This is a genomic window from Pseudomonas sp. zfem001, assembly GCF_032621725.1.
GTDB classification, from domain to species: Bacteria; Pseudomonadota; Gammaproteobacteria; order Pseudomonadales; family Pseudomonadaceae; genus Aquipseudomonas; species Aquipseudomonas sediminis.
Genome location: NZ_JAVYJI010000006.1, coordinates 218,560 through 241,710 on the forward strand (window position 1 = coordinate 218,560; position 23,151 = coordinate 241,710).

At 63.6% G+C, this 23,151-nt stretch carries 20 protein-coding genes and 1 pseudogene; 16 read left to right on the top strand and 5 right to left on the bottom strand.

Going from position 1 to position 23,151, the window contains the following annotated elements; translation table 11 throughout:
• The first annotated feature begins 178 nt into the window (after positions 1-178).
• Positions 179-1,732 (top strand): sigma-54-dependent transcriptional regulator, encoded by a 1,554-nt coding sequence (locus RTH74_RS19555; protein WP_316915747.1) that lies wholly within the window; start codon positions 179-181, stop codon positions 1,730-1,732.
• 86 nt (positions 1,733-1,818) lie between these two features.
• Here the strand turns inward: RTH74_RS19555 and RTH74_RS19560 are convergent, their stop codons facing one another.
• Both RTH74_RS19560 and RTH74_RS19565 read right to left on the bottom strand, forming a co-directional pair.
• Positions 1,819-2,373 carry a nucleoside deaminase gene (locus RTH74_RS19560; protein WP_316915748.1) on the bottom strand — a complete coding sequence of 185 codons (555 nt, stop codon included), beginning with the start codon at positions 2,371-2,373 and terminating at the stop codon, positions 1,819-1,821.
• A 227-nt stretch (positions 2,374-2,600) separates the two neighbouring features.
• Positions 2,601-3,488 (bottom strand): LysR substrate-binding domain-containing protein, encoded by an 888-nt coding sequence (locus RTH74_RS19565; RefSeq protein WP_316915749.1) that lies wholly within the window; start codon positions 3,486-3,488, stop codon positions 2,601-2,603.
• Positions 3,489-3,701: 213 nt separating this feature from the next.
• Here RTH74_RS19565 and RTH74_RS19570 point away from each other — a divergent pair, with 213 nt between their 5' ends.
• From RTH74_RS19570 to RTH74_RS19595, 6 genes are all read left to right on the top strand, one after another.
• On the top strand, positions 3,702-4,529 hold the full coding sequence (locus RTH74_RS19570) for an FAS1-like dehydratase domain-containing protein (protein WP_316915750.1): 828 nt from the start codon (positions 3,702-3,704) through the stop codon (positions 4,527-4,529).
• Positions 4,530-4,597: 68 nt separating this feature from the next.
• On the top strand, positions 4,598-5,761 hold the full coding sequence (locus RTH74_RS19575; protein WP_316915751.1) for an acyl-CoA dehydrogenase family protein: 1,164 nt from the start codon (positions 4,598-4,600) through the stop codon (positions 5,759-5,761).
• 10 nt (positions 5,762-5,771) lie between these two features.
• Positions 5,772-7,124: an MmgE/PrpD family protein gene (locus tag RTH74_RS19580; RefSeq protein ID WP_316915752.1), complete on the top strand. Its 1,353-nt coding sequence runs from the start codon at positions 5,772-5,774 to the stop codon at positions 7,122-7,124.
• 14 nt (positions 7,125-7,138) lie between these two features.
• Positions 7,139-8,341, top strand: a complete 1,203-nt coding sequence (locus RTH74_RS19585) for a CaiB/BaiF CoA-transferase family protein (RefSeq protein WP_316915753.1) — start codon at positions 7,139-7,141, stop codon at positions 8,339-8,341.
• The gene (locus RTH74_RS19590; RefSeq protein WP_316915754.1) at positions 8,341-9,168 is read left to right on the top strand and encodes a CoA ester lyase; all 828 of its coding nucleotides are present in this window, start codon (positions 8,341-8,343) and stop codon (positions 9,166-9,168) included. The genes RTH74_RS19585 and RTH74_RS19590 overlap by 1 nt, the downstream gene beginning before the upstream one ends.
• Positions 9,169-9,242: 74 nt before the next feature.
• Positions 9,243-10,238, top strand: coding sequence for a TRAP transporter substrate-binding protein (locus RTH74_RS19595; RefSeq protein WP_316915755.1), 996 nt, complete (start codon positions 9,243-9,245; stop codon positions 10,236-10,238).
• Positions 10,239-10,301: 63 nt separating this feature from the next.
• Here RTH74_RS19595 and RTH74_RS19600 read toward each other — a convergent pair whose 3' ends face one another.
• Together RTH74_RS19600 and RTH74_RS19605 are read right to left on the bottom strand one after the other, a co-directional pair.
• Positions 10,302-11,237 carry a hydroxymethylglutaryl-CoA lyase gene (locus RTH74_RS19600; protein WP_316915756.1) on the bottom strand — a complete coding sequence of 312 codons (936 nt, stop codon included), beginning with the start codon at positions 11,235-11,237 and terminating at the stop codon, positions 10,302-10,304.
• A 163-nt stretch (positions 11,238-11,400) separates the two neighbouring features.
• Positions 11,401-12,603 carry a CaiB/BaiF CoA-transferase family protein gene (locus RTH74_RS19605; protein ID WP_316915757.1) on the bottom strand — a complete coding sequence of 401 codons (1,203 nt, stop codon included), beginning with the start codon at positions 12,601-12,603 and terminating at the stop codon, positions 11,401-11,403.
• 168 nt (positions 12,604-12,771) lie between these two features.
• Here RTH74_RS19605 and RTH74_RS19610 point away from each other — a divergent pair, with 168 nt between their 5' ends.
• The 8 genes and pseudogenes from RTH74_RS19610 to RTH74_RS19640 all read left to right on the top strand — a co-directional run bounded on the left by RTH74_RS19610 (position 12,772) and on the right by RTH74_RS19640 (position 21,760).
• Entirely contained in the window at positions 12,772-13,692 is a 921-nt protein-coding gene (locus tag RTH74_RS19610) for a LysR family transcriptional regulator (RefSeq protein ID WP_143507714.1), read from the top strand.
• Between the two features lie 119 nt (positions 13,693-13,811).
• On the top strand, positions 13,812-14,831 hold the full coding sequence (locus RTH74_RS19615) for a TRAP transporter substrate-binding protein (RefSeq protein ID WP_316915758.1): 1,020 nt from the start codon (positions 13,812-13,814) through the stop codon (positions 14,829-14,831).
• 151 nt (positions 14,832-14,982) lie between these two features.
• Entirely contained in the window at positions 14,983-15,612 is a 630-nt protein-coding gene (locus RTH74_RS19620) for a TRAP transporter small permease (protein ID WP_316915759.1), read from the top strand.
• Positions 15,609-16,892 carry a C4-dicarboxylate TRAP transporter large permease protein DctM gene (dctM, locus tag RTH74_RS19625; protein ID WP_316915760.1) on the top strand — a complete coding sequence of 428 codons (1,284 nt, stop codon included), beginning with the start codon at positions 15,609-15,611 and terminating at the stop codon, positions 16,890-16,892. Before RTH74_RS19620 ends, dctM begins: the two co-directional genes overlap by 4 nt.
• Before the next feature lie 215 nt (positions 16,893-17,107).
• A complete protein-coding gene (acs, locus tag RTH74_RS19630) occupies positions 17,108-19,069 on the top strand; it encodes an acetate--CoA ligase (protein WP_316915761.1) in 1,962 nt (653 codons plus the stop codon).
• A gap of 234 nt (positions 19,070-19,303) precedes the next feature.
• Positions 19,304-20,080: pseudogene (locus RTH74_RS24270) on the top strand (CHASE3 domain-containing protein); the annotation flags it as partial.
• A gap of 129 nt (positions 20,081-20,209) precedes the next feature.
• On the top strand, positions 20,210-20,935 hold the full coding sequence (locus RTH74_RS24275) for a methyl-accepting chemotaxis protein (RefSeq protein ID WP_420713172.1): 726 nt from the start codon (positions 20,210-20,212) through the stop codon (positions 20,933-20,935).
• A gap of 42 nt (positions 20,936-20,977) precedes the next feature.
• Positions 20,978-21,760 carry an EAL domain-containing protein gene (locus RTH74_RS19640; RefSeq protein ID WP_316915764.1) on the top strand — a complete coding sequence of 261 codons (783 nt, stop codon included), beginning with the start codon at positions 20,978-20,980 and terminating at the stop codon, positions 21,758-21,760.
• 160 nt (positions 21,761-21,920) lie between these two features.
• On the opposite strand, the gene RTH74_RS19645 is transcribed toward RTH74_RS19640, so the two are convergent.
• Positions 21,921-22,598, bottom strand: coding sequence for a DUF4197 domain-containing protein (locus RTH74_RS19645; RefSeq protein ID WP_316915766.1), 678 nt, complete (start codon positions 22,596-22,598; stop codon positions 21,921-21,923).
• Between the two features lie 117 nt (positions 22,599-22,715).
• Here RTH74_RS19645 and RTH74_RS19650 point away from each other — a divergent pair, with 117 nt between their 5' ends.
• A complete protein-coding gene (locus tag RTH74_RS19650; protein ID WP_316915767.1) occupies positions 22,716-23,117 on the top strand; it encodes a hypothetical protein in 402 nt (133 codons plus the stop codon).
• Positions 23,118-23,151: the final 34 nt, after the last annotated feature.

Genomic DNA, 23,151 nt, shown 5'->3' on the forward strand with positions numbered 1-23,151 from the left:
GAGTGAGAGGCGGTGCCTTGTGCAGGGTCCAGAAACTGTAAAATTTTGATTACGATTTTGCCGGAATGGCGAATATCCAGCTTGCTGGTTGGTTTTGGTGTCACATATTCTTGACGGAAATTATGCTGCCATCGTCGATTTCTACGCCCCGGCGGCCACAACAACAAGAGCCTGAGCCATGCGTATCAAGGTCCACTGCCAGAACCGTGTCGGCATCCTGCGTGACATCCTCAACCTGCTGGTCGACTACGGCATCAACGTCGCCCGTGGCGAAGTCGGGGGCGAGCAGGGCAACGCCATCTACCTGCACTGTCCGAATCTGATCAATCTGCAGTTTCAGTCGTTGAGGCCGAAGTTCGAGGCCATTGCCGGCGTATTCGGCGTCAAGCGCGTCGGGCTGATGCCCAGCGAACGGCGTCACCTGGAGCTCAATGCGTTGCTTGGTGCACTGGACTTCCCTGTGCTGTCCATCGACATGGGCGGCAGTATCGTCGCCGCCAACCGCAGCGCCGCGCAGTTGCTCGGCGTGCGCGTGGACGAGGTGCCGGGCATGGCGCTGTCGCGCTACGCCGAAGACTTCGACCTGCCCGAACTGGTGCGCGCCAACAAGACGCGGATCAATGGGCTGCGGGTGAAGATCAAGGGCGATGTGTTCCTCGCCGATATCGCCCCGCTGCAGAACGAACACGATGACAGCGAGGCGCTGGCTGGCGCGGTGCTGACCCTGCATCGCGCCGACCGCGTCGGTGAGCGTATCTACCATGTGCGCAAACAGGAGCTGCGTGGCTTCGACTCGATCTTTCAGAGCTCCAAAGTGATGGCGGCGGTGGTCAAGGAAGCGCGGCGCATGGCGCCATTGGATGCACCGCTGCTGATCGAGGGCGAAACCGGCACCGGCAAGGAGCTGCTGGCGCGCGCCTGTCACCTGGCCAGCCCGCGTGGGCAGTCGCCGTTCATGGCGCTCAACTGCGCCGGCTTGCCCGAATCCATGGCCGAGACCGAGCTGTTCGGCTACGGCCCTGGCGCCTTCGAGGGCGCGCGCCCGGAAGGCAAACTCGGCCTGCTGGAACTGACTGCTGGCGGCACGTTGTTTCTCGACGGCGTCGGCGAGATGAGCCCGCGTCTGCAGGCCAAGCTGCTGCGCTTTCTGCAGGATGGTTGCTTCCGCCGTGTCGGCAGCGACGAGGAGGTATATCTGGACGTGCGGGTGATCTGCGCCACCCAGGTCGACCTGTCCGAGCTCTGCGCCCATGGCGAGTTTCGTCAGGATCTGTATCACCGCCTCAATGTGCTCAGCCTGCACATCCCACCGCTGCGTGAATGCCTCGACGGCCTGGCGCCTTTGGTCGAGCACTTTCTCGATTCCGCCAGCCGGCAGATCGGCTGCGCACTGCCAAAGCTGGCGCCGCAGGCCTTCGAGCGCATGGCCCGTTACCACTGGCCGGGCAACGTGCGGCAGTTGGAGAACGTGCTGTTCCAGGCGGTTTCGTTGTGCGATGGCGGCACGGTGAAGGCCGAGCATATCCGCCTGCCGGATTACGGTGCGCCGCAGCCATTGGGAGAGTTTTCGGTGGAAGGCGGCCTCGACGATATTCTCGGCCGCTTCGAGAAGGCGGTGCTGGAGCGGCTATTCCGCGACCATCCAAGCAGCCGCCAGTTGGGCAAGCGCCTCGGTGTTTCCCATACCACCATCGCCAACAAGCTACGGCAGCACGGGTTGGGCAAGGAGTAGACGCAGGGTGCGCCGCGCGCACCAATGCTCCGCTAGCCCTGGCTGATGCCTGAGATTTTTGGTGCGCACGGAGCCCCCTACGGTTTTCAACGACCGCCGCGCCAGGCCGCGAGCACGCGCTCGCGCATGGCTCGTCGGTCTTGCAGGCGATCAATCAGTTGCTCGGCCAGGTCGAGCCAGTAGGGATCGACCTTGGCCTGCACCACGCACAAACCGGAAGCGAGATTGGCCCATACCGGAGGCAGGCGGCCGTGACGCAGGGCGAAGCCGCCGTCACGGTCGCGTGCCAGATAGCGCACGCGGGTGATGCCAGCCAGCAGGATACGGCCGTAGCACATCAGGCAGGGTTCGAGGCTGACGTAGAGGGTCAGACCTCGGCGGTCGACTTGCGCATGTTCGCTTTCGAGCTGGTCGAGCACCCGCATCTCGGCGTGGGCGGCGCTGCTGTAGGTCGAGGTGAACACCTGGTTGCGAGCGCTGCACAGCAATTCACCTGCGCCATCCACCAGCAGTGCGCCGACCGCATAACAGCCTTCTTCGAGTGCCAGCAGGGCTTGTTCGCAGCACAGCCTGGCCCAGGTGTCATCGTCGTGAGTGCTGGCTGGCGCCTGCTGCAACAGGGCGAGGTGCTCGGTGTTCATGGCGTCTCCATGGCCGGCGAAATGTTGCCGGAGTATGGCCCGCCATTGGCCACGTGCCCTACGACCTTGGTGCAATAGGCAGGGCAGGCACCGGCGGCGACACTGAGGCCGTCCCGATCATCCTGCGTGATTTGGGTGCAAGCGTTTCCGCATTCCTTTCGAGGAATGCCTTGAATGGGCGGGCGACCAATTTGGTCGCCCTTTTTTTGCCCGGAATTTCGCCGGCGCTAGACGCCCTGATTCAGCCGGTCGATCAGCGCGCGTACGCTGCCCGGCAACGCATCGAGCTCTCGTACCAGCATGCTGCGCTCGCGCACCGCCCAGGCTTCGTCCAGCTGCAGGATGGCCAGCTGCATGGTGCGGCTGTGCCGGCGTGCGGCCGACTCGGGGATGATGCCGATACCTACGCCGCCTTCGATCATCCGGCAGATCGCCTCGAAGCTCGAGACCTGGATACGCAGGGCCAGGTTGCCACCGAGTTCTTCCACTTGCTCACGCAAAAAACTCAGCAGGGTGCTGCCTTCGTGCAGACCGATGTGCTGGTAGGTGAGGGTGTCGGCGAAACTTACTGACTGCCGCTGCGCCAGGGCGTGGCCCAGCGGTACGGCCAGCACCAGGCGGTCGGTGCTGAAGTGCAGCACCTGCAGTCCCGGCGCCTGCACCGGGCCTGCGATGATGCCGAGATCCGCTGCGCCATCGAGCACGCCACGGACGATATCGCGGCTCAGGCGCTCCTGCAGGTCGACGGTGACGCCGGGGCGTTCGGCGAGGAAACCGGCCAGCACCTCAGGGAGAAATTCAGTCACTGCCGTGGTGTTGGCGAAGATGCGGATATGCCCGGCGGCATCGGTGCCGTATTCGGTGAATTCGCTTTTCAGGTAGTCCACCTGGCGCATGATCAGCCGCGCATGCTGCAACAGGCGCTGGCCGGCCGGGGTCAGCTCGACGCCACGGCTGTCGCGGTAAAGCAGACGGCTGCCGAGCTGGCCCTCCAGCGCCTTGATCCGCGCACTGGCGGCGGCCGGCGAGAGAAACGCCTTGCGCGCGCCCTGGGTCAGGCTTGGCGACTCGGCAATGTGGATGAACAGGCGCAGGTCGGGCAGATCGAAATGCATGGGTTCCTCTGCTTCTGTGGGAGGGGCCGGGCGGCGATCCGCTTTAGCCGCGACGCCCTGGCTTCCCCGGAAAACATCGCGGCTAAAGCCCCTCCCATATAGAAATATGGTGTTAAGCATATCCGAACGCCGGTTTAAATAAATGCGGATTCTCTGAACGCATGCCGCGTCTCATGCTCCAGCTCACACAAGAACCGAGCTGGAACCTGCCTCATGAGTGATTCTGCTTTTTCCGCCTGGATCGGTCGTAGCGAAGAAGTCCACGACCAACTCAGCCGCAATCTGGTCAAGCGCATCGCCGCCACCTTCGGCGAAGCCACGCCGGCCCATGGCGAGGCGCTGCCGCCTCTGTGGCACTGGGCATTTTTTCAGGAGCCGGTCGCCGAGAACGGTCTGGGCGAGGACGGCCATCCGGCGCGCGGCGGCTTCCTGCCGCCGGCTGACAACCGTAACCGCATGTGGGCTGGCGGTCGTGTCGAGTTCATCCAGCCACTGCGCGTGGGTGGCGAAGCCAGCCGGGTGTCGACCATCAAACACATCGAGGAAAAGCACGGCCGTACCGGCGCGCTGCTGTTCGTCACGGTGCAGCACGATTACCTGCAGGACGGCCAGCTGGCCATCCGCGAGGAGCAGGACATCGTCTACCGCGAGCCCAGCCCGCCCAAGGCCAGCAGTGGCGAACAGCTGGTTGCCGGCGACTGGCGCGAGGCGGTCACGCCGTCCAGCACCCTGCTGTTTCGCTACAGCGCCGTGACCTTCAACGGCCACCGCATCCATTACGACTGGCCCTACGTCACCGAAACCGAAGGCTATAGCGGTCTGGTGGTGCACGGCCCGCTGACCGCCACCCTGAACCTGCGCGCCTTCTGCCGCGCCAACCCGCAGGCGCGTCTGCGCCGCTTCGCCTACCGCGGCCTGCGCCCGCTGATCGCGCCGCAGCCGTTCGAGGTGGGCGGGCGCATCAGCGGCGAGGGCCAGGCCGAGCTTTGGGCGGGCAACGAGGCCGGCCTGGCGCAGCGCGCCGACGTGCAGTTCGACTGATTTCTGATTGCAAACACTGATTCGTGGGAGCCCGGCGGGTGCCACGACGCGATTTCCGAGGGACACCGATGAACGCTTATAACAACGAAGAACTCAACGCCATCCGTGAAGGCGTGCGCGCGCTCTGTGCGGAATTCCCGGCCGAATACTGGCGCAAGATCGATGAAGAGAAGGGCTTCCCCGAGGCCTTCGTCACGGCCATGACCGAAGCCGGCTGGCTGTCGGCGATGATCCCCGAGGAATACGGCGGCTCGGGCCTGGGGCTGGCCGAAGCCTCGGTGATCCTCGAGGAGGTCAACCACTGCGGTGGCAACTCCGGCACCATCCACGGGCAGATGTACAACATGTTCACCCTGCTGCGTAACGGCAGCGAGGAGCAGAAGCGCTACTACCTGCCCAAGCTCGCCAGCGGCGAGCTGCGTCTGCAGTCGATGGGCGTCACCGAGCCCACCACCGGCACCGACACCACCAAGATCAAGACCACTGCAGTCAAGAAGGGCGACAAGTACGTCATCAACGGGCAGAAGGTGTGGATCTCCCGCGTGCAGCATTCCGATCTGATGATCCTGCTGGCGCGTACCACGCCGCTGACCGAGGTGCAGCGCAAGTCCGAAGGCATGTCGATCTTTCTGGTCGATCTGCGCGAGGCCATCGGCAATGGCCTGACCGTGCAGCCGATCGCCAACATGGTCAACCACGAGACCAACGAGCTGTTCTTCGACAACCTGGAAATCCCCGCCAGCAGCTTGATCGGCGAAGAGGGCAAGGGCTTCCGCTACATCCTCGATGGCCTCAATGCCGAGCGCACGCTGATCGCTGCCGAATGCATCGGTGACGGTCGCTGGTTCATCGAGAAGTCTGCGCAATACGCCCGTGATCGTGTGGTGTTCGGCCGCCCCATCGGCCAGAACCAGGGCGTGCAGTTCCCTATCGCCGAGGCGCATATCGAGATCGAGGCTGCCGACCTGATGCGCTGGCGCGCCTGCGAAGAATACGACGCCGGACGCAACGCCGGAGCGGCAGCGAACATGGCCAAGTACCTGGCGGCCAAAGCCAGCTGGGAGGCCGCCAACGCCTGCCTGCAGACCCACGGCGGCTTCGGCTTCGCCAATGAATACGACGTCGAGCGCAAGTTCCGCGAAACCCGCTTGTACCAGGTGGCGCCGATCTCCACCAACCTGATCCTGTCGTACGTGGCCGAGCATCTGCTCGAGCTGCCGCGCTCTTTCTGAGGTCTCTGCGATGAGCACACATACTCAGCAGCTCGCTGCATTCCTCGCCAATCTCAATTACGAGCAGATTCCCGAGCACGTACTGGATCGCACCGAAGACCTGTTCCTCGACTGGCTCGGCTCGGCCCTGGCCAGCGAAGGCGCACGGCCGATTCCGCTGTTCGAGGCCTATGCGCAGAAGATGGGCCCGGCCGATGGCCCGGCGCGCATCCTGGTCAATGGTCGTGGCACCTCGGCGTACTTTGCCGCGCTGGTCAACGGCGCATCGTCGCACCTGGTGGAGCAGGATGATCTGCACAACAGCTCGGTGCTGCACCCGGCCACCGTGGTCTTCCCGGCGGCCCTGGCGGCGGCGCAGGACCTCGGCAAGTCCGGCCGCGACCTGCTGCTGGCCTCGATCGCCGGCTACGAAGCGGGTATTCGCATCGGCGAATTCCTTGGCCGCTCGCACTACCGCATCTTTCACACCACGGCCACCGTCGGCACCCTGGCTGCGGCGGTGGCGGTGGGCAAGCTGCTGGACTTCGATCAGCAGCAGTTCGTCCATTTGCTCGGCAATGCCGGCACCCAGGCTGCTGGCTTGTGGGAATTCCTGCGCGACGCCGCCGACTCCAAGCAACTGCATACCGCCAAGGCCGCGGCTGATGGCCTGCTGGCCGCCTACTTCACCGAGCAGGGCCTGACCGGCGCGCAGAACATTCTCGAAGGCGAGCAGGGCATGGCTGCGGGCATGTCCAGTGACGCCAATCCAGGCAAGCTCTCGGACCGTCTCGGTCGGCGCTGGGCGCTGGTGGAAACCTCGTTCAAGTTCCACGCCTCTTGCCGGCACACCCATCCGGCGGCTGACGCACTGCTTGGCCTGATGCAGCGCGAAGGTCTGCGCCACGAGCAGATCGAGCGCGTCATCGCCCGTGTGCACCAGGGCGCCATCGATGTGCTCGGGCGGGTGAAGGTGCCGCAGACCGTGCACCAGGCCAAGTTTTCCATGGGCACCGTGCTTGGCCTGATCGCCGTGCATGGCAGTGCGCAGCTGACCGAGTTCGCCAACCTGGCCCTGCAAGACCCGGCCGTGGCCGCCTTCCGCGACAAGGTGCAGATGCGCCTGGACCCTGAAGTCGATGTGGCCTATCCGCAACGCTGGCTGGGCCGCGTCGAGGTGATCACCACCGATGGCCGCACCCTGCGTGGTGCCATCGACGAGCCCAAGGGCGACCCCGGTAACACCCTCAGCCGCGTCGAGCTGGAAGACAAGTTCCGCCGCCTGCTGGCCTTCGCCGGCAAGCGCAGCAGCGATGAGGCGGGCGTGCTGATCGAGCGGGTCTGGCGCCTGCGCGAAACCGACGACCTGAGCCAGCTGGCCTGACCGAGGACATGGACATGAACAACGCACAACAACCCCGGCCACTGGATGGCATCACCGTGGTCAGCCTGGAGCACGCCATCGCTGCGCCGTTCTGCACCCGCCAGCTCGCTGACCTCGGCGCGCGGGTGATCAAGGTCGAACGTCCCGGCAGTGGCGATTTCGCCCGTGGCTATGACGAGCGCGTCGACGGTTTGGCCTCGCATTTCGTCTGGACCAACCGTTCCAAGGAAAGCCTGACCCTCGACCTCAAGCAGGACGATGCGATGCAGGTGCTCGGCAGCCTGCTGGCCAAGGCCGACGTGCTGGTCCAGAACCTCGCACCGGGCGCCGCCGCGCGCATGGGCTTGTCGTTCGAAGCGCTGCACGAACGCTTCCCGCAACTGATCGTCTGCGACATCTCCGGCTACGGCGAAGGCGGCCCCTACGAGCAGAAGAAGGCCTACGACCTGCTGATCCAGAGCGAGGGCGGCTTTCTCTCTGTCACTGGCGGCGCTGGCGAGGAGGAGATGGCCAAGGCCGGCTGCTCCATCGCCGATATCGCTGCCGGCATGTACGCCTACACCGGCGTGCTGTCAGCGCTGATGCTGCGCGGCAAGACCGGTGTCGGCAGCCGCGTCGACGTGTCGATGCTGGAAAGCCTGGTGGAGTGGATGGGTTACCCGCTGTACTACGCCTACGACGGCGCCACGCCGCCGCCGCGCGCTGGCGCTGCGCACTCGACCATCTACCCATACGGCCCGTTCCCGGCTGGCGACGGCGGCACGGTGATGCTCGGCCTGCAGAACGAGCGTGAGTGGCAGGCGTTCTGCGCCAAGGTGCTGGAGCAGCCTGAACTGGCCAGTGACGAGCGCTTTGCCGCCAACTTCAAACGTTCCGAAAACCGCAGCGAGCTGCGTGCGCTGATCGTCGAAGCCTTCTCGCGCATGAGCACCGCGCAAGTGATCGAGCGCCTGGAGCTGGCGCAGATCGCCAATGCCCAGGTCAATGACATGGCCGGCGTCTGGGCTCACCCGCAGCTCGAAGCGCGCCAGCGTTGGCGCCAGGTCGACAGCCCCAGCGGCAGGCTGCCGGCACTGCTGCCGCCAGGGCGCAACAACGCCTTCGAACCGCGCATGGACGCCATTCCAGCGTTGGGCCAGCACACCGATACGCTGCTCGCCGAGCTGGGTTATGCCGCTGGCGATATCCAGCGTCTGCATCAGCAGGGGGCCGTGTGATGAACCGATCCATCATTCGTACCGCGCTGTTCGTGCCAGCCAGTAGACCGGAGCGCATCCCCAAGGCGCTCGCCGTCGGTGCCGACGCGGTGATCGTCGACCTGGAAGACGCCGTGCAGGAGAGCCTCAAGGTCGAGGCCCGCGCCCATCTCGATGGCTTTCTCACCGCCAATCCAGAGGCTCGCTTGCTGGTGCGCATCAACGCGCCAGAGCATGCCGGCCATGGCGCCGATATCGAACTGTGCGGCCGTCATGCCGGAGTCGTCGGTGTGCTGCTGCCCAAGGTGGAAAGTGCCACGCAGGTGGTGCGCGTGGCTGCCTGTGGCAAGCCAGTGTGGCCGATCATCGAGAGTGCGGCGGGCTTGTTGGCGTTGGCGGAAATCGCCCGCGCGGAAGGCGTCGAGCGCTTGTCCTTTGGCGCACTCGACCTGGGGCTGGATCTCGGGCTGAGCAGCGGCAGCGCTGCGGCCGAACGCATCCTCGATCAGGCTCGTTATGCCCTGTTGCTGCATTCGCGCACGGCAGGCCTGGCAGCGCCGCTGGACAGTGTGTTCCCCGCCATCGAAGACCGTGACGGCCTTGCTCGCACGACGCGCGATGCCCGTGACATGGGCTTCGACGGTTTGCTCTGCATCCATCCCAAACAGGTGGAGGTCATCCATCACGCGTTGCATCCGGCCGAGGAAGAGCTGGCCTGGGCACGACGCGTGATGGCGGCGGCCAGCAGCGGCGAAGGCGTCTTCGTGGTGGACGGCCAGATGGTCGACGCACCTGTGCTCGTTCGCGCTCGTCGCCTGCTGCAGCGGGCGGGGGAGAAGCTTCCCTGAAAACCGGCCGGTGGCTGCGCGTCACCGGCCATTTTGTCCCACGTACCGACCTACAAAAACAATGAGGTAACGTCATGTTCAAACTCACCGCCAAGGCGCTCGCCTGCGCCGCCATCCTGTCCTGTGCCGGCCTGGTCCAGGCTGCCGAGGAACCCATCCTCATCAAGTTCGCCCATGTGGTGGCGGACAATACGCCCAAGGGCCAGGGGGCGTTGCTGTTCAAGCAACTGGCTGAAGAGCGCCTGCCAGGCCGTGTGAAGGTGGAGGTCTACCCCAACTCCTCGCTGTTCGGCGATGGCAAGGAAATGGAGGCGCTGCTGCTCGGCGACGTGCAGATGCTGGCGCCGTCACTGGCCAAGTTCGAGCAGTACGCCAAACCGGTGCAGATCTTCGACCTGCCATTTCTGTTCGACAACATGGAGGCGGTCGACCGCTTCCAGGCCAGCCCGGAGGGTCGTGGGCTGCTGACCTCAATGGAAGACAAGAACATCACCGGCCTGGCCTACTGGCACAACGGCCTGAAGGTGATGTCGGCCAACAAACCGCTGCGTGATCCGGCCGATGCCCGTGGCCTGAAGTTCCGCGTGCAGGCCTCGGCGGTGCTGGAGGAGCAGTTCAAGGCAGTCCGTGCCAACCCGCGCAAGATGAGCTTCGCCGAGGTTTACCAGGGTCTGCAGACCGGCGTGGTCAACGGCACCGAGAACACCTGGTCGAACTACTACAGCCAGAAGGTGCACGAGGTGCAGAAGTACATGACCGAGTCCGATCATGGCCTGATCGACTACATGGTGATCACCAACACCAAGTTCTGGAAGGGCCTGCCGGATGACGTGCGCAGCGAGCTGGAGAAGGTCATGGCCGAGGTTTCGGTCGAGGTGAACAAGCAGGCTGACGAACTCAACCGCACGGCCAAGCAAGACATCGCCAAGGCCGGCACCACCGAGATCATTGAGCTGACCCCGCAGCAGCGCGCCGAATGGCGTGAAGCCATGCGCCCGGTGTGGAAGAAATTCGAGCAGGAGATCGGCGCCGAGCTGATCCAGGCGGCGGAGAATTCCAACCAGCAGTGATGTTGCGCTGCAAACGAAAACGCCCGGTGCTTGCACCGGGCGTTTTTTTGTCTCGGCCGAGCCTCAGAGCCCGGCCTCCTGCATCCACTTGGGCTTGGGATAACGACGGTCCGACTTGCCGGCCTTGAGGATGGCGCCGGGTACGTCGTGGCCAATCAGGCCGGGCAGGGTGGCGGCGGCGTCGAGCAGGACATCGAGGTTCACGCCGGTGTCCAGGCCCATGCGCTGGAACATGTGCACCAGGTCCTCGGTGCAGATATTGCCGCTGGCACCCGGCGCGTAGGGGCAGCCGCCGAGGCCGCCAAGAGAGGCGTCGAAGCGGTCGATACCCGCGTTCAGTGCCGCCACGGCGTTGGCCAGGCCCATGCCACGGGTGTTGTGGAAGTGTGCGGTGAATACCGCCTCGGGCCAGCGTTGCAGCGACTCGCGACAGATGCGCTCGACCTGGGCCGGGTCGGCCATGCCGGTGGTGTCGCACAGGGTCACGCCCTGCACGCCGATCTCCAGCAGGCGCTCGGTCAGCTCGTATACGCGGGCCTCGGGCACCTCGCCCTCGAACGGGCAACCGAAGGTGGTCGATAGCGAGGCGTTGATGAATACGCCGCTGCCACGTGTGACCTCGATGATCTCGGCGAACTGCGCCAGCGATTGCTCCGGCGTCATGCGCAGGTTGGCCAGGCCATGGGTGTCGCTGGCCGACATCACCAGATTGATCTCGTCCACTTCGCAGGACAGCGCGCGCTCGCAGCCCTTCACGTTGGGTACCAGCACGGTGTACTCCACGCCAGCCACGCGCTGGATGCCGCGCATCACTTCTTCGGCATCGCGCAGGTTGGGGATGGCCTTGGGCGAGGTGAAAGAGGTGACCTCGATCTTCGCCAGGCCGGTATGGGACAGGCGGTCGATCAGGGCGATCTTGTCGTCGGTGGGGACGAAGGAAGCTTCGATCTGGAAGCCGTCACGGGTGGCGACGTCCTGGATGTAAAGGCGTTTGCTCATGGCATGATCCTGGTTGTTCGCGGCGTAGGGTGCGCGGTGCGCACCGGCTTGGGCTGCGTTGCTGTCTTGGTGGACAAGCTTCGCGTTGTCCACCCTACGAACTGTTGTAGTGCGCACGGCCTAGGCGGCCCCGCGACACCCTACGGGCTAAGTGGTACTGCTGTTAGATGACCCCGCGTTCGCGCAGCCCCGCGACCTGCTCGTCGCTCAGGCCAAGGCCGGCAAGGATGTCGTCATTGTGCTCACCGAGCTGCGGGCCGCCGGTGCCGATACGGCCAGGTGTGCGGCTGAGCTTGGGCAGCACGCCCGGCACCTTGAGTAGGCCGACGCTGGTCTGCACCTGCTCGATCATCTGCCGCGCCAGGTAGTGTGGGTCCTGCACGATGTCGGCGGCGGTGTAGGGGTAGCCGGCCGGCACCCGCGCGCCCTTGAGCGCTTCGATCACCTCGTCGCGGCCACGCTGGGCGGTCCATTCGGCGATGGCGCCGTCGATCAGTTCGGCGTGCTGGCTGCGCCCGTCGTTCTGTGCCAGGCGCGGGTCGTTGCCCAGGTCATCGCGGCCGATCAGGCTCATCAGGCGCTTGTAGATGCTGTCGCCATTGCCGGCGATCAGCACGTAGCTGCCATCGTTGCACGGGTAGGAGTTGGACGGGGTGATGCCGGGCAGGGCGCTGCCGGCTGGCTCGCGGACGTAGCCGAAGGCGTCGTATTCGGGAATCAGGCTTTCCATCATGGCGAATACCGACTCGTACAGCGCCACGTCGATCTCCTGGCCTTCGCCGCTGCGCGCACGCTCCTGTAGGGCCAGCAGCACGCCGATCACGCCGTACAGCGAAGACAGCGAGTCGCCGATGCTGATGCCCACGCGCACCGGCGCCTGGCCGGGGTAGCCGGAGAGGTGGCGCAGGCCGCCCATGGCTTCGCCGATCACGCCGAAACCTGGCAGGTCGCGGTAGGGGCCGGTCTGCCCGTAACCGGAGATGCGCAGCATGATCAGCCGTGGGTTGATCGCCTTCAGCGCGTCATAGCCCAGGCCCCAGCCCTCCAGCGTGCCGGGGCGGAAGTTCTCCACCAGCACATCGGCCTCGGCCACCAGCTTGCGCACGATGTCCTGCGCTTCGGTCTGCTTCAGGTCGAGGGTCAGCGAGCGCTTGTTGCGCGACTGCACGTGCCACCAGAGCGAGGTGCCGTCCTTGATCTTGCGCCATTTGCGCAGTGGGTCGCCGACGCTCGGCGGCTCGATCTTGATCACGTCGGCGCCGAATTCGCCGAGCAGTTTGCTGGCGAAGGGACCGGCGATGAGCTGGCCCATCTCGATCACCTTGAGCCCCTGCAGGGCCATGTTGCTGGTGTTGTTTTGAGTCATGGCTGCACCTGATTTGCCTGTGCGTTTCTCGTGGTGCGCAGAATGGCGCAGCGGCGCGGTGCCGACAATTGCCCAATGGCCAAGCTAGGCTTCGCGTATCGCGAAGTGGCATGCTGTAAATCAGCTTTCTGGCAGCCTTGCTTCGCCAGACACGAAATGGAGACCTTCATGCGCCGCATCGATTTCGTCACCCTCAAGCTGTTCGTCGCCATCGCCGACGAGCGCAGCCTGACCCGCGCCGCCGAGCGCGAGCACCTGGCCCTGGCGGCAGTTAGCAAGCGCGTCAGCGATCTGGAAAATCAGCTCGGCATCGCGCTGCTCTATCGCCAGCCCAAGGGCGTAGAACTGACCCCAGCCGGTCACGCGCTGCTGCATCACGCGCGCAACATGATGGACAACCTCGAGCAGCTCAATGCCGACCTCAGCGAGTTCAGCGAAGGGGTGAAAGGCCATGTGCGCATCCACGCCAACACCTCGGCAGTGATCGAATTCCTGCCCGAGGACCTGGCCAGCTTCAGCCGCCTGCACCCGCAGGTGAAGATCGATCTGGAGGAGCGAGTCAGCAGCGAAACCATCCGCGCCGTGCGCGAGGGCCTGACCGATATCGGCATCTTCGCCGGGCATGTGCCGGCCGAGGATCTGCAGGTGTTCACCTACCGTCACGACCAGCTGGTGCTGGTCACCCCGCATGAGCATCCACTGGCCGAACGCGACGGCCTGTTCCTGCGCGAGGCGGTAGGCTTCGATTTCATCGGCCTGCAGCAGGACGCCTCATTACATGGCCTGTTGCAGCATTCGGCGCAGAGCCAGGGCGTGGCCCTGCGCTTGCGTATTCAGGTACGCAGCTTCGAAGCCATCTGCCGGATGATCCACACCGGCATGGGCGTCGGCGTGTTGCCGGACCTGGCGGTGCGTACCTACCTGCCGGCGCTCGATGTGCGGGTGATCCCGCTGCATGACCCCTGGGCGCGGCGCGAACTCAAGGTGGCGGTACGTAACCAGGACAACCTTTCGCTGACCGCGAAGCAGATGCTCGATCACCTGAGAAACAGCGGTTTGGCGGGGGAGAGTTCTGCGCTGCCTTCGTGAATGCCGAAGGCTCGGTTGTTCAAATGTGAATTTCAGCCTGGGGGGACGGCGGAGTAGAGTCCGGGCCAATCGAAGGGGTTTCTCCCTCGACGCTCAGACAAAAACAACAGGAGCCTTCCATGAAGTTTTCTTTCGTCCGTCGTGGCCTGGCCGGTGTACTCGCCGGTTGCGCACTGCTTGGCGCACTCTCGGCACACGCAGCCGAGTCGCAGCCGACCGCCCCGATCTTGATCAAGTTTTCCCATATCACCGCCGACAGCACGCCGAAGGGCCAGGGCGCGCTGCTGTTCAAGAAGCTGGTGGAGGAGCGTCTGGCCGGCAAGGTCAAGGTCGACGTCTATGCCAACTCTTCGCTGTATGGCGATGGCAAGGAAATGGAAGCGCTGCTGTTGAACGAAGTGCAGATGCTCGCGCCGGCACCGTCCAAGCTGGAGCAGTACACCAAGCAGCTGCAGCTGTTCGACATGATGTTCCTGTTCGATGACGTGGCTGCCGCGCAGCGCTTCCAGTCCTCAAGCAAGGGCAAGGCGCTGCTCAAGTCGATGGAGAGCAAAGGCATCACCGGCCTGGCCTACTGGCTCAACGGCATGCGCCAGCTCACCGCCAACAAACCGCTGGTCGAGCCTGCCGATGCCCGTGGGCAGAAATTCCGCGTGCAGCCGTCCGATCTGCAGGCCGCGCAATACAGCGCCCTGCGTGCGGTGCCGCGCAAGATGGCCTTCGCCGAGATCTACCAGGGCCTGCAGACCGGCGTGGTCAACGCCCAGGACAACCCCTGGTCGAACATCTACTCGCAGAAGTACTTCGAGGTGCAGAAGTACATGACCGAGTCCAACCATGCCATCGGCAACTACCTGCTGATCACCAACACCCAGTTCTGGAACGGTCTGCCGGCGGACATCCGCAGCGAGCTGGAGCAGATCGTCGACGAGGTGACCGTAGAGGTGAACAAGCAGGCCGAGGCGCTGAATACCGAAGCCCGTCAGGCCATCGTCGCTACCGGCAAGAGCGAGATCATCACCCTGACGCCCGAGCAACGTGCCGCCTGGCGTGACGCCGTACGCCCGGCCTGGAAGAAGTTCGAAGCCGAGATCGGCACCGACGTGATCGAAGCCGCACAAGCCGCCAATCAGCCGTGAGCCCCACGGCCGCTCCGGGCCCACGCACCCGGAGCGGCCTTTCATTCGCCGTCGCCTAAGACGGCGTTTGCCAATGACGAATATCGCGCCGTCCCAGGCTCGGTTAGATTCGCCCGACTCCTGACAATCACAAGAACCTCGCGGAGATGCCATGAACGCCTTGCGGCGCGGCTGGGAGCACTTCGAGGAAGGCTTTATCGCTTTCCTCCTGGCGACCATGACGCTGATCACTTTCGTCTACGTGATCCTCAACAACTTCTACACCCTGTTCTATTGGCTGGGTGACACCTTCGGCGGTAACGAGACTCTGCTCGCTATCGGCGACTCCATTCTCGACATGGCCCAGGCGATGACCTGGAGCAATGCCCTGACCAAGGCCCTGTTCGGCTGGCTGATCTTCTTCGGCCTGGCGTACGGCGTGCGTACCGCCGGCCACATCGGCGTCGACGCCCTGGTCAAACTCGCCCCGCGCGGCATTCAGCGCGTGATCGGTGTGATCGCCTGCTCGGCCTGCCTGGGCTACGCCGGCCTGATCGCCGTCGGCAGCTTCGACTGGGTCAGCACCCTGTTCAGGGCTGGCATCGGCGCCGAGGACCTCGGCCACTACGGCATCCAGCAATGGCACATCGGCATGATCGTGCCGTTCGGCTACGCCATGGTGTTCATCCGCTTCCTGGAAATCCTCGTCCGTATCCTGCGCAACGAGCAGACCGGCCTCGGCCTGGCTGACGAAGCCGCCGATGCGTTGAAAATCAATGAGCACGAGGAGCCCAAGCAATGACCGTTCTGTTCCTCTTCCTGCTGCTGTTCCTGCTGATGTTCATCGGCGTGCCGATCGCTGCGTCGCTCGGCCTGGCCGGCTCGATCACCATCATGCTGTTCAGCCCGGACTCGGTGCGCTCGCTGGCGATCAAGCTGTTCGAGACCTCCGAGCACTACACCCTGCTGGCGATTCCGTTCTTCCTGCTGTCTGGTGCGTTCATGACCACCGGTGGCGTGGCACGTCGCCTGATCGACTTCGCCAACGCCTGCGTCGGCCACATCCGTGGCGGCCTGGCCATCGGTGCGGTACTGGCGTGCATGCTGTTCGCTGCGCTGTCCGGCTCCTCGCCGGCCACCGTCGCCGCGGTCGGCTCCATCGCCATCGCCGGCATGGTCCGTTCCGGTTACCCGCAGGCGTTCGGTGCCGGCATCGTGTGTAACGCCGGTACCCTGGGGATCCTGATTCCGCCGTCGATCGTGATGGTGGTGTACGCCGCCGCCACCGAGCAGTCGGTGGGCAAGCTGTTCATGGCCGGTGTGATCCCCGGCATCATGCTCGGCCTGGTGCTGATGATCGCGATCTACATCGTCGCGCGCATCAAGAAGCTACCGGCCCTGCCGCGTGCCAGCTTCCGCGAGTGGCTGCGTTCCGCCCGTGAAGCGTTCTGGGGCCTGCTGCTGATGGTGATCATCCTCGGCGGTATCTACACCGGCATGTTCACCCCGACCGAGGCCGCGGCCGTGGCGGCGGTATACGCCGGCTTCGTTGCCCTGTTCGTGTACAAGGACCTGACCATCCGCGAGTGCCCGAAGGTGCTGCTGGAGTCCGGCAAGCTGACCATCATGCTGATGTTCATCATCGCCAACGCCATGCTCTTCGCCCACGTGCTGACCACCGAGCAGATTCCGCAGCAGATCACCGCCTGGGTGGTGGAGCTGGGTCTGCAGCCGTGGCAGTTCCTGCTGGTGGTGAACATCGTGCTGCTGGTGGCCGGTGCCTTCATGGAGCCGTCGGCGATCATCCTGATCCTGGCGCCGATCCTGTTCCCGATCGCCATGCAGCTGGGCATCGACCCGATCCACCTGGGCATCATCATGGTGGTGAACATGGAGATCGGCCTGATCACGCCGCCAGTGGGGCTGAACCTGTTCGTCACCTCGGCAGTGACGGGCATGCCACTTACCTCGGTGATCAAGGCAGCCTGGCCGTGGCTGATGCTGCTGCTGAGCTTCCTGATGATCATCACCTACATCCCGGCCGTGTCCATGGCGTTGCCGAACTGGCTGGGGATGAGCTGAGCAATTGTGTCTACCTCTGTGCCCGGCCTTGTGCCGGGTTTTTTTATCTGCGCGCCTCGACGTATCCATGACGCTGTCGAATTGGCTCGCCATATGCCAGGCAGCGCTTCAAGACCATGGTCTTAGAGCGGTAAGACCATGGTCGAATGGCCTCACGAAGGGTCGGGGGATACAAAAGGCACCATACAAAAACAACTCCCCGTCGAGGTGATTTCATGAGTGCTGCGTCTCTTTACCCTGTGCGTCCCGAAGTGGCCGCGCGGACCCTCACTGACGAGGCCACCTACAAGGCCATGTACCAACAGTCCGTGGTCAACCCCGAGGGTTTCTGGCGCGAGCAGGGCAAGCGGATCGACTGGATCAAGCCCTACAACAAGGTCAAGCAGACCACCTTCGACGATCACCATGTCGACATCAAGTGGTTCGCCGATGGCACCCTGAACGTTTCCTACAACTGCCTCGACCGTCACCTGGAAGAGCGCGGTGACCAGATCGCGATCATCTGGGAAGGCGATGATCCGTCCGAGCACCGGGAAATCACCTACCGCGAGCTGCACGAGCAAGTGTGCAAGTTCGCCAACGCCCTGCGTGGCCAGGACGTGCACCGCGGCGACGTGGTAACCATCTACATGCCGATGATCCCGGAAGCCGTGGTGGCCATGCTTGCCTGCGCGCGCATCGGCGCCATCCACTCCGTGGTATTCGGCGGCTTCTCCCCCGAGGCGCTGGCCGGGCGCATCATCGATTGCCAGTCCAAGGTGGTGATCACGGCTGACGAAGGGCTGCGTGGCGGTAAGAAAGTACCGCTCAAGGCCAACGTCGACGACGCCCTGACCAACCCCGAGACCCGCAGCATCCAGAAGGTCATCGTGGTGCAGCGCACTGGCTCCGAGATCAAGTGGAACCAGCATCGCGACATCTGGTACGAAGACCTGATGAAGGTGGCTGGCAGCGTCTGTGCACCCAAGGAAATGGGCGCTGAAGAAGCCCTGTTCATCCTCTACACCTCCGGTTCTACCGGCAAGCCCAAGGGCGTGCTGCACACCACTGGCGGCTATCTGGTGTACGCCTCGCTGACTCATGAGCGCGTGTTCGACTACCGTCCGGGCGAGGTCTTCTGGTGCACCGCCGACATCGGTTGGGTTACCGGCCACACCTACCTGGTCTACGGGCCGCTGGCCAACGGTGCTACCACCGTGATGTTCGAAGGCGTACCGAACTATCCGGACGTTTCGCGCGTCGCCAAGATCGTCGACAAGCACAAGGTCAACATCCTCTACACCGCCCCGACCGCCATTCGCGCCATGATGGCCGAAGGCAAGGCCGCGGTTGAAGGCGCCGATGGTTCCAGCCTGCGCCTGCTCGGTTCGGTTGGCGAGCCGATCAACCCGGAAGCCTGGCAGTGGTACTACGAGAACGTCGGTCAGAGCCGTTGCCCGATCGTCGACACCTGGTGGCAGACCGAAACCGGTGCCTGCCTGATGACCCCGCTGCCGGGTGCCCATGGCCTCAAGCCGGGCTCCGCTGCACGTCCGTTCTTCGGCGTACAGCCGGCGCTGGTGGACAACCTGGGCAACATCATCGAAGGCGCTGCCGAAGGCAACCTGGTGATCATCGATTCCTGGCCGGGTCAGGCACGTACCCTGTACGGCGACCATGACCGTTTCGTCGACACCTACTTCAAGACCTTCCGTGGCATGTACTTCACCGGTGACGGTGCGCGCCGCGATGAAGACGGCTACTGGTGGATCACCGGCCGTGTCGACGACGTGCTCAACGTCTCCGGCCACCGTATGGGCACCGCCGAGATCGAGAGCGCCATGGTCGCCCACGCGAAAGTCGCCGAGGCTGCAGTGGTCGGTGTACCGCATGACATCAAAGGGCAGGGCATCTACGTCTACGTCACCCTGAATGCGGGCGAGGAAGCATCGGAGCAACTGCGCCAGGAACTGCGCAACTGGGTGCGCAAGGAGATCGGCCCGATTGCCACGCCGGACGTGATTCAGTGGGCTCCGGGCCTGCCGAAGACCCGCTCGGGCAAGATCATGCGCCGTATCCTGCGCAAGATCGCTACCGCCGAATACGATTCCCTCGGCGACATCTCCACGCTGGCCGATCCTGGCGTGGTGCAGCACCTCATCGACACGCATCGCCAGATGCAAGCCGCCTGCGCCTGATCGGTAACGGCAAACGAAAGCCCCGCCCGGCCAAAAGCCCGGCGGGGCTTTTTCATTTCTGGGAGGAGTGAAAGGCAGCAGGGTGGATCTTGTTGTACGTTTTTATTTATTTGTACAAGTTTTGTATAGGTGTGCATAATGGCGCTGCGCCATGTCTCTCGGGGCATCACTTCCTTGTGCGTGTCGCCGCTATCCCATAGTCAATGCCTACCTTTGCGCTCCGAGGACGTCCTCATGTTTGCCAATCTCAGCATTTCTCAAAAGCTGTATGCGGGTTTCGGCGTTGTTCTGCTGATCATCCTGATCCTTGTGTTATCGACCTGGCGTGGTTTCAGTGAGGTCGACAGTACGGTCAAGCGCAACATCCATACCTACGATGTGATCAACGAGTCGGCCGATCTGTTGGCGAGCCTGATCAATATCGAGACCGGTATGCGTGGTTTCGTCATCACCGGCCGCGAGCAGTTCCTCGCCCCCCTAACCGAAGGTGAGCACGCATTTCAGGAACATTTCGCCAAGTTGCGCAATCTGACTGCCGACAACCCGGCTCAACAGCAGCGTCTCAATCAGTTGCTGAGCGCGCATGACCAGTGGATGCGGGAAGACATCGACAGCAATGTCGAATTGCGCCGCAAGGTGAGCGCCGGTTCGCAGCCCATCGAGGCAGTAATCGAGCAGGTCAGTGCGGGCCGCGACAAAGCCAAGATGGATGGCATGCGCCTGTTGCTCAAAGACCTGCAGGCCGAGGAGAGCGCATTGTTGGAGCAACGCTCGGCATCCATGCAATCGGCCAAGTCTTCGTCGCTGGTGATTCTCCTGCTGGGTGGGCTGGTCGCTGTAGTACTGGCCCTGAGTGTTGCCTTCGTGCTATCTCGCAGTATTGCCGGGCGCTTGCAACAGGTCGTCGACGTCGCCCGCAGCATCGCCCAGGGGCGCCTGGATTCGAGCATCAGCCGTGCCGGTGGTGACGAGATCGGCGTGCTGCTGGATGCCTTCGCGACCATGCAGGAGCGTCTGCGCGAGATGATCGGGCAGATTCGCTCTGGCGCCGAGCAACTGGTCGCCTCGGCGCAGAACATCTCCAGCGCGTCAACGCAGCTTTCGGTGTCGACTCAGGAGCAGTCACAGGCAGCCTCCAGCATGGCGGCGACGGTCGAGGAGCTGACGGTTAGCATCAATCATGTCGCTGACAACGCCAACGAGGCCCATGGCCTGTCGAGTGAGTCGGGGCGGCAATCGGCCGAGGGCGGTACGGTGATTCAGAGCACGCTGTCGAGCATGCAGCGCATTGCCGATACCGTGCAGGGCGCCGCTGTGCAGATCAGCGAGCTGGGCCAGCATTCGGACCAGATTTCCTCTATCGTCAACGTGATCAAGGAGATTGCCGATCAGACCAACCTGCTGGCCCTAAACGCGGCGATCGAGGCCGCGCGTGCCGGTGAGCAGGGGCGTGGCTTTGCCGTGGTTGCCGACGAGGTGCGTCTGCTGGCGCAGCGTACTGCCAATTCCACCCAGGAAATCACCGAGATGATCAAGAAGATCCAGACCGGTACGCGCAATGCGGTGGGCAACATGGAGATCGGCGTGCAGCAGGTCAGCAGCGGGGTGGAGCAGGCCAACCAGGCCGGCGACGCCATCGTCACCATCCGTCAGGCCTCCGAACGCGTGGTTGGTGTGGTCGATCAGATTTCTCTGGCACTGCGCGAGCAGACGGTGGCCAGCCAGGACGTGGCGCGCAACGTCGAACGCATCGCGCAGATGTCGATGCAGAACAGTGAGGCCGTGGCCGATACGGCAAGCACTGCGAGAGATCTGCAGCAACTCGCGCTGTCTCTGGAAAGACAGGTGGATTACTTCAAGCTCTGATTCGTTAGCAGCCGCTGTCGTCTCCTGGTCAGGACCCGTTCAATGGACATTGTCAGCCCTAGTACTTTCCCTGAACCCTTTCGTTCGGTTGGCTGTAACGAGTGCCGCAATCCCGAAGCGCTGGGGTTCGATTTCACCATGGCGTTCCAGCTGATTCTGGATGTCGAGGAACAGCGGCCGTTCGCCTACGAGGCGCTAGTGCGTGGCCTCAATGGCGAGTCCGCGGGGGAAATACTCGGGCGGGTCAACGACGGCAATCGCTATCGCTTCGATCAGGCGTGCCGGGTCAAGGCCATCGAGTTGGCGGCTGGCCTCGGCCTGCACAAGATTCCCGACTGTCTGCTCAGCATCAATTTTCTGCCTAATGCGGTTTACCGGGCCGAGACCTGTATTCGCGCCACCTTGGAGGCAGCCAGGCGCTTCGACTTTCCACGCGAACGGCTGATGTTCGAGGTGACCGAGGGAGAGCAGATCCACGATGCGGAGCACCTCAAGCGAATCTTCGCCGAGTACGGCAAGCAGGGCTTCACCACCGCCATCGACGATTTTGGCGCGGGCTATTCCGGGCTCAATCTGCTGGCCGAGTTTCAGCCGCACCTACTCAAGCTGGACATGGCCCTGACCCGCGGTATAGATCAGGACCCGGTGCGCCAGGCCATCGTCGCCGGTATCGTGCTGGTCGCGCAGCGCCTGGGCATTCGTATCATCGCCGAGGGCATCGAAAGTGTTGGTGAGCGTGATGCGTTGATCGAGCTTGGTATCCGCTATATGCAGGGTTTTTTCTTTGCGCGGCCGGCACTGAATCGACTCTGCCAGCCCAACTAGCGAACAGCATGCGGGGCGTCAGGTAATGCCAGTCAGTTAATCGATGAGCGGCGCCCCGCCGCGAACAAGGGCGAGGCGCAATCGGAAAGCTTCGCCCCGGGGCGGGGTTCCCACGAAAGGCCGCTTTGAAAACTTATCTGATCGGCATCAGGGGCTTTTCTCAGAGTGCGCCAAATACCTTCTTCGCCAGGCTGGTAGCAGCGCCGGCCGGGTTCTGACGGATGCTGGCTTCCTGCTTGGCAATCATCTCGAACAGGCCGTCGAGCGCCTGTTCGGTGACGTAGCTTTCCACCGTGCTGGTCTTGGCATCGCCCACGCCAAAGCTGGCGGCCTGGCCGGCGAAGGCGTTGTATTGCTGGGCCAGGCCGACCTGATCGGTGGCCTGCTTGACGATGGGCAGGAACTTGGCGCGGATCTGCTCGCGGCTGCTCTTGTTCAGGTACTGGGTTGCCGAGTCCTGCGGGCCGCTGAGAATCGACTTGGCGTCGGCCACGGTCATCTTCTTCACCGCGTCGACCAACAATGCCTGAGCCTGCGGCACGGCGGCTTCGGCGGCCTTGTTCATGCTCGCTTCGAGCTGATCGACCTGGGCGCCCATGCCCATCATTTTCATGGTCTTGGCCGCCTTGCCGAGTTTGCCGGGCAGCTCGATGCGTACGTCCGGGTTGTTGCTGAAACCGCCGGGCGTGCCCAATTGCTTGACGGCCACCTGGGCGCCCTGGATCAGCGCATCCTTGAGGCCGCCGCTGGCGTCCTGCTGGCTCAGATCGGAGAGGGACAGTGCGAAGACGTTGGCCGATAGCAGCAAGCCAGCGGCGAGAGTAGTGAGGCGCAGCATGATGATGATCCTTGCATCGGGGGGAAATGCTGTGAGCTTAACGGAGTCTGCAGCGTAGGCAAGCCAACCGATAAGCGTGGATGGGCAGCACGCTCAGCTATAGCTATGATCGGCGCCATGAATTCACCGCTTCCCCTCCGAAACTCTTGCCCTCCGGGTGCCTGCGACTGCCAGCGCGATGAGCTGCTGGGGGTGCCGGGCGCCGACACGCGCGTGCTGTTACTAACGCGTAACGAGGAGCAGCGCCTTCTGGAGCGTCTGGAAAGCCTGCAGAGCCTGGAAGACCTCGAGCGTATGCAGCAGCGTATGTTCGAAAACCTGGGCATTCGCCTGCATATCGAACCCGCACATGGCGAGGTACGCAGCATGCGCGGCATTCACATGCGCTTCGACGCGCATCCTGGTTTGTGTCGTAAAACGCGGCAAAGCATCCCGGCTGCGATCCGCCGGGCCATGGAGAAAAGGCCAGAAATCGCCTGGCGTCTGCTCGATGCCAACGATTTGCTGGGAGCCTGCTAGGTCGAATACGCATTGATCGAAAACGACAACGCCA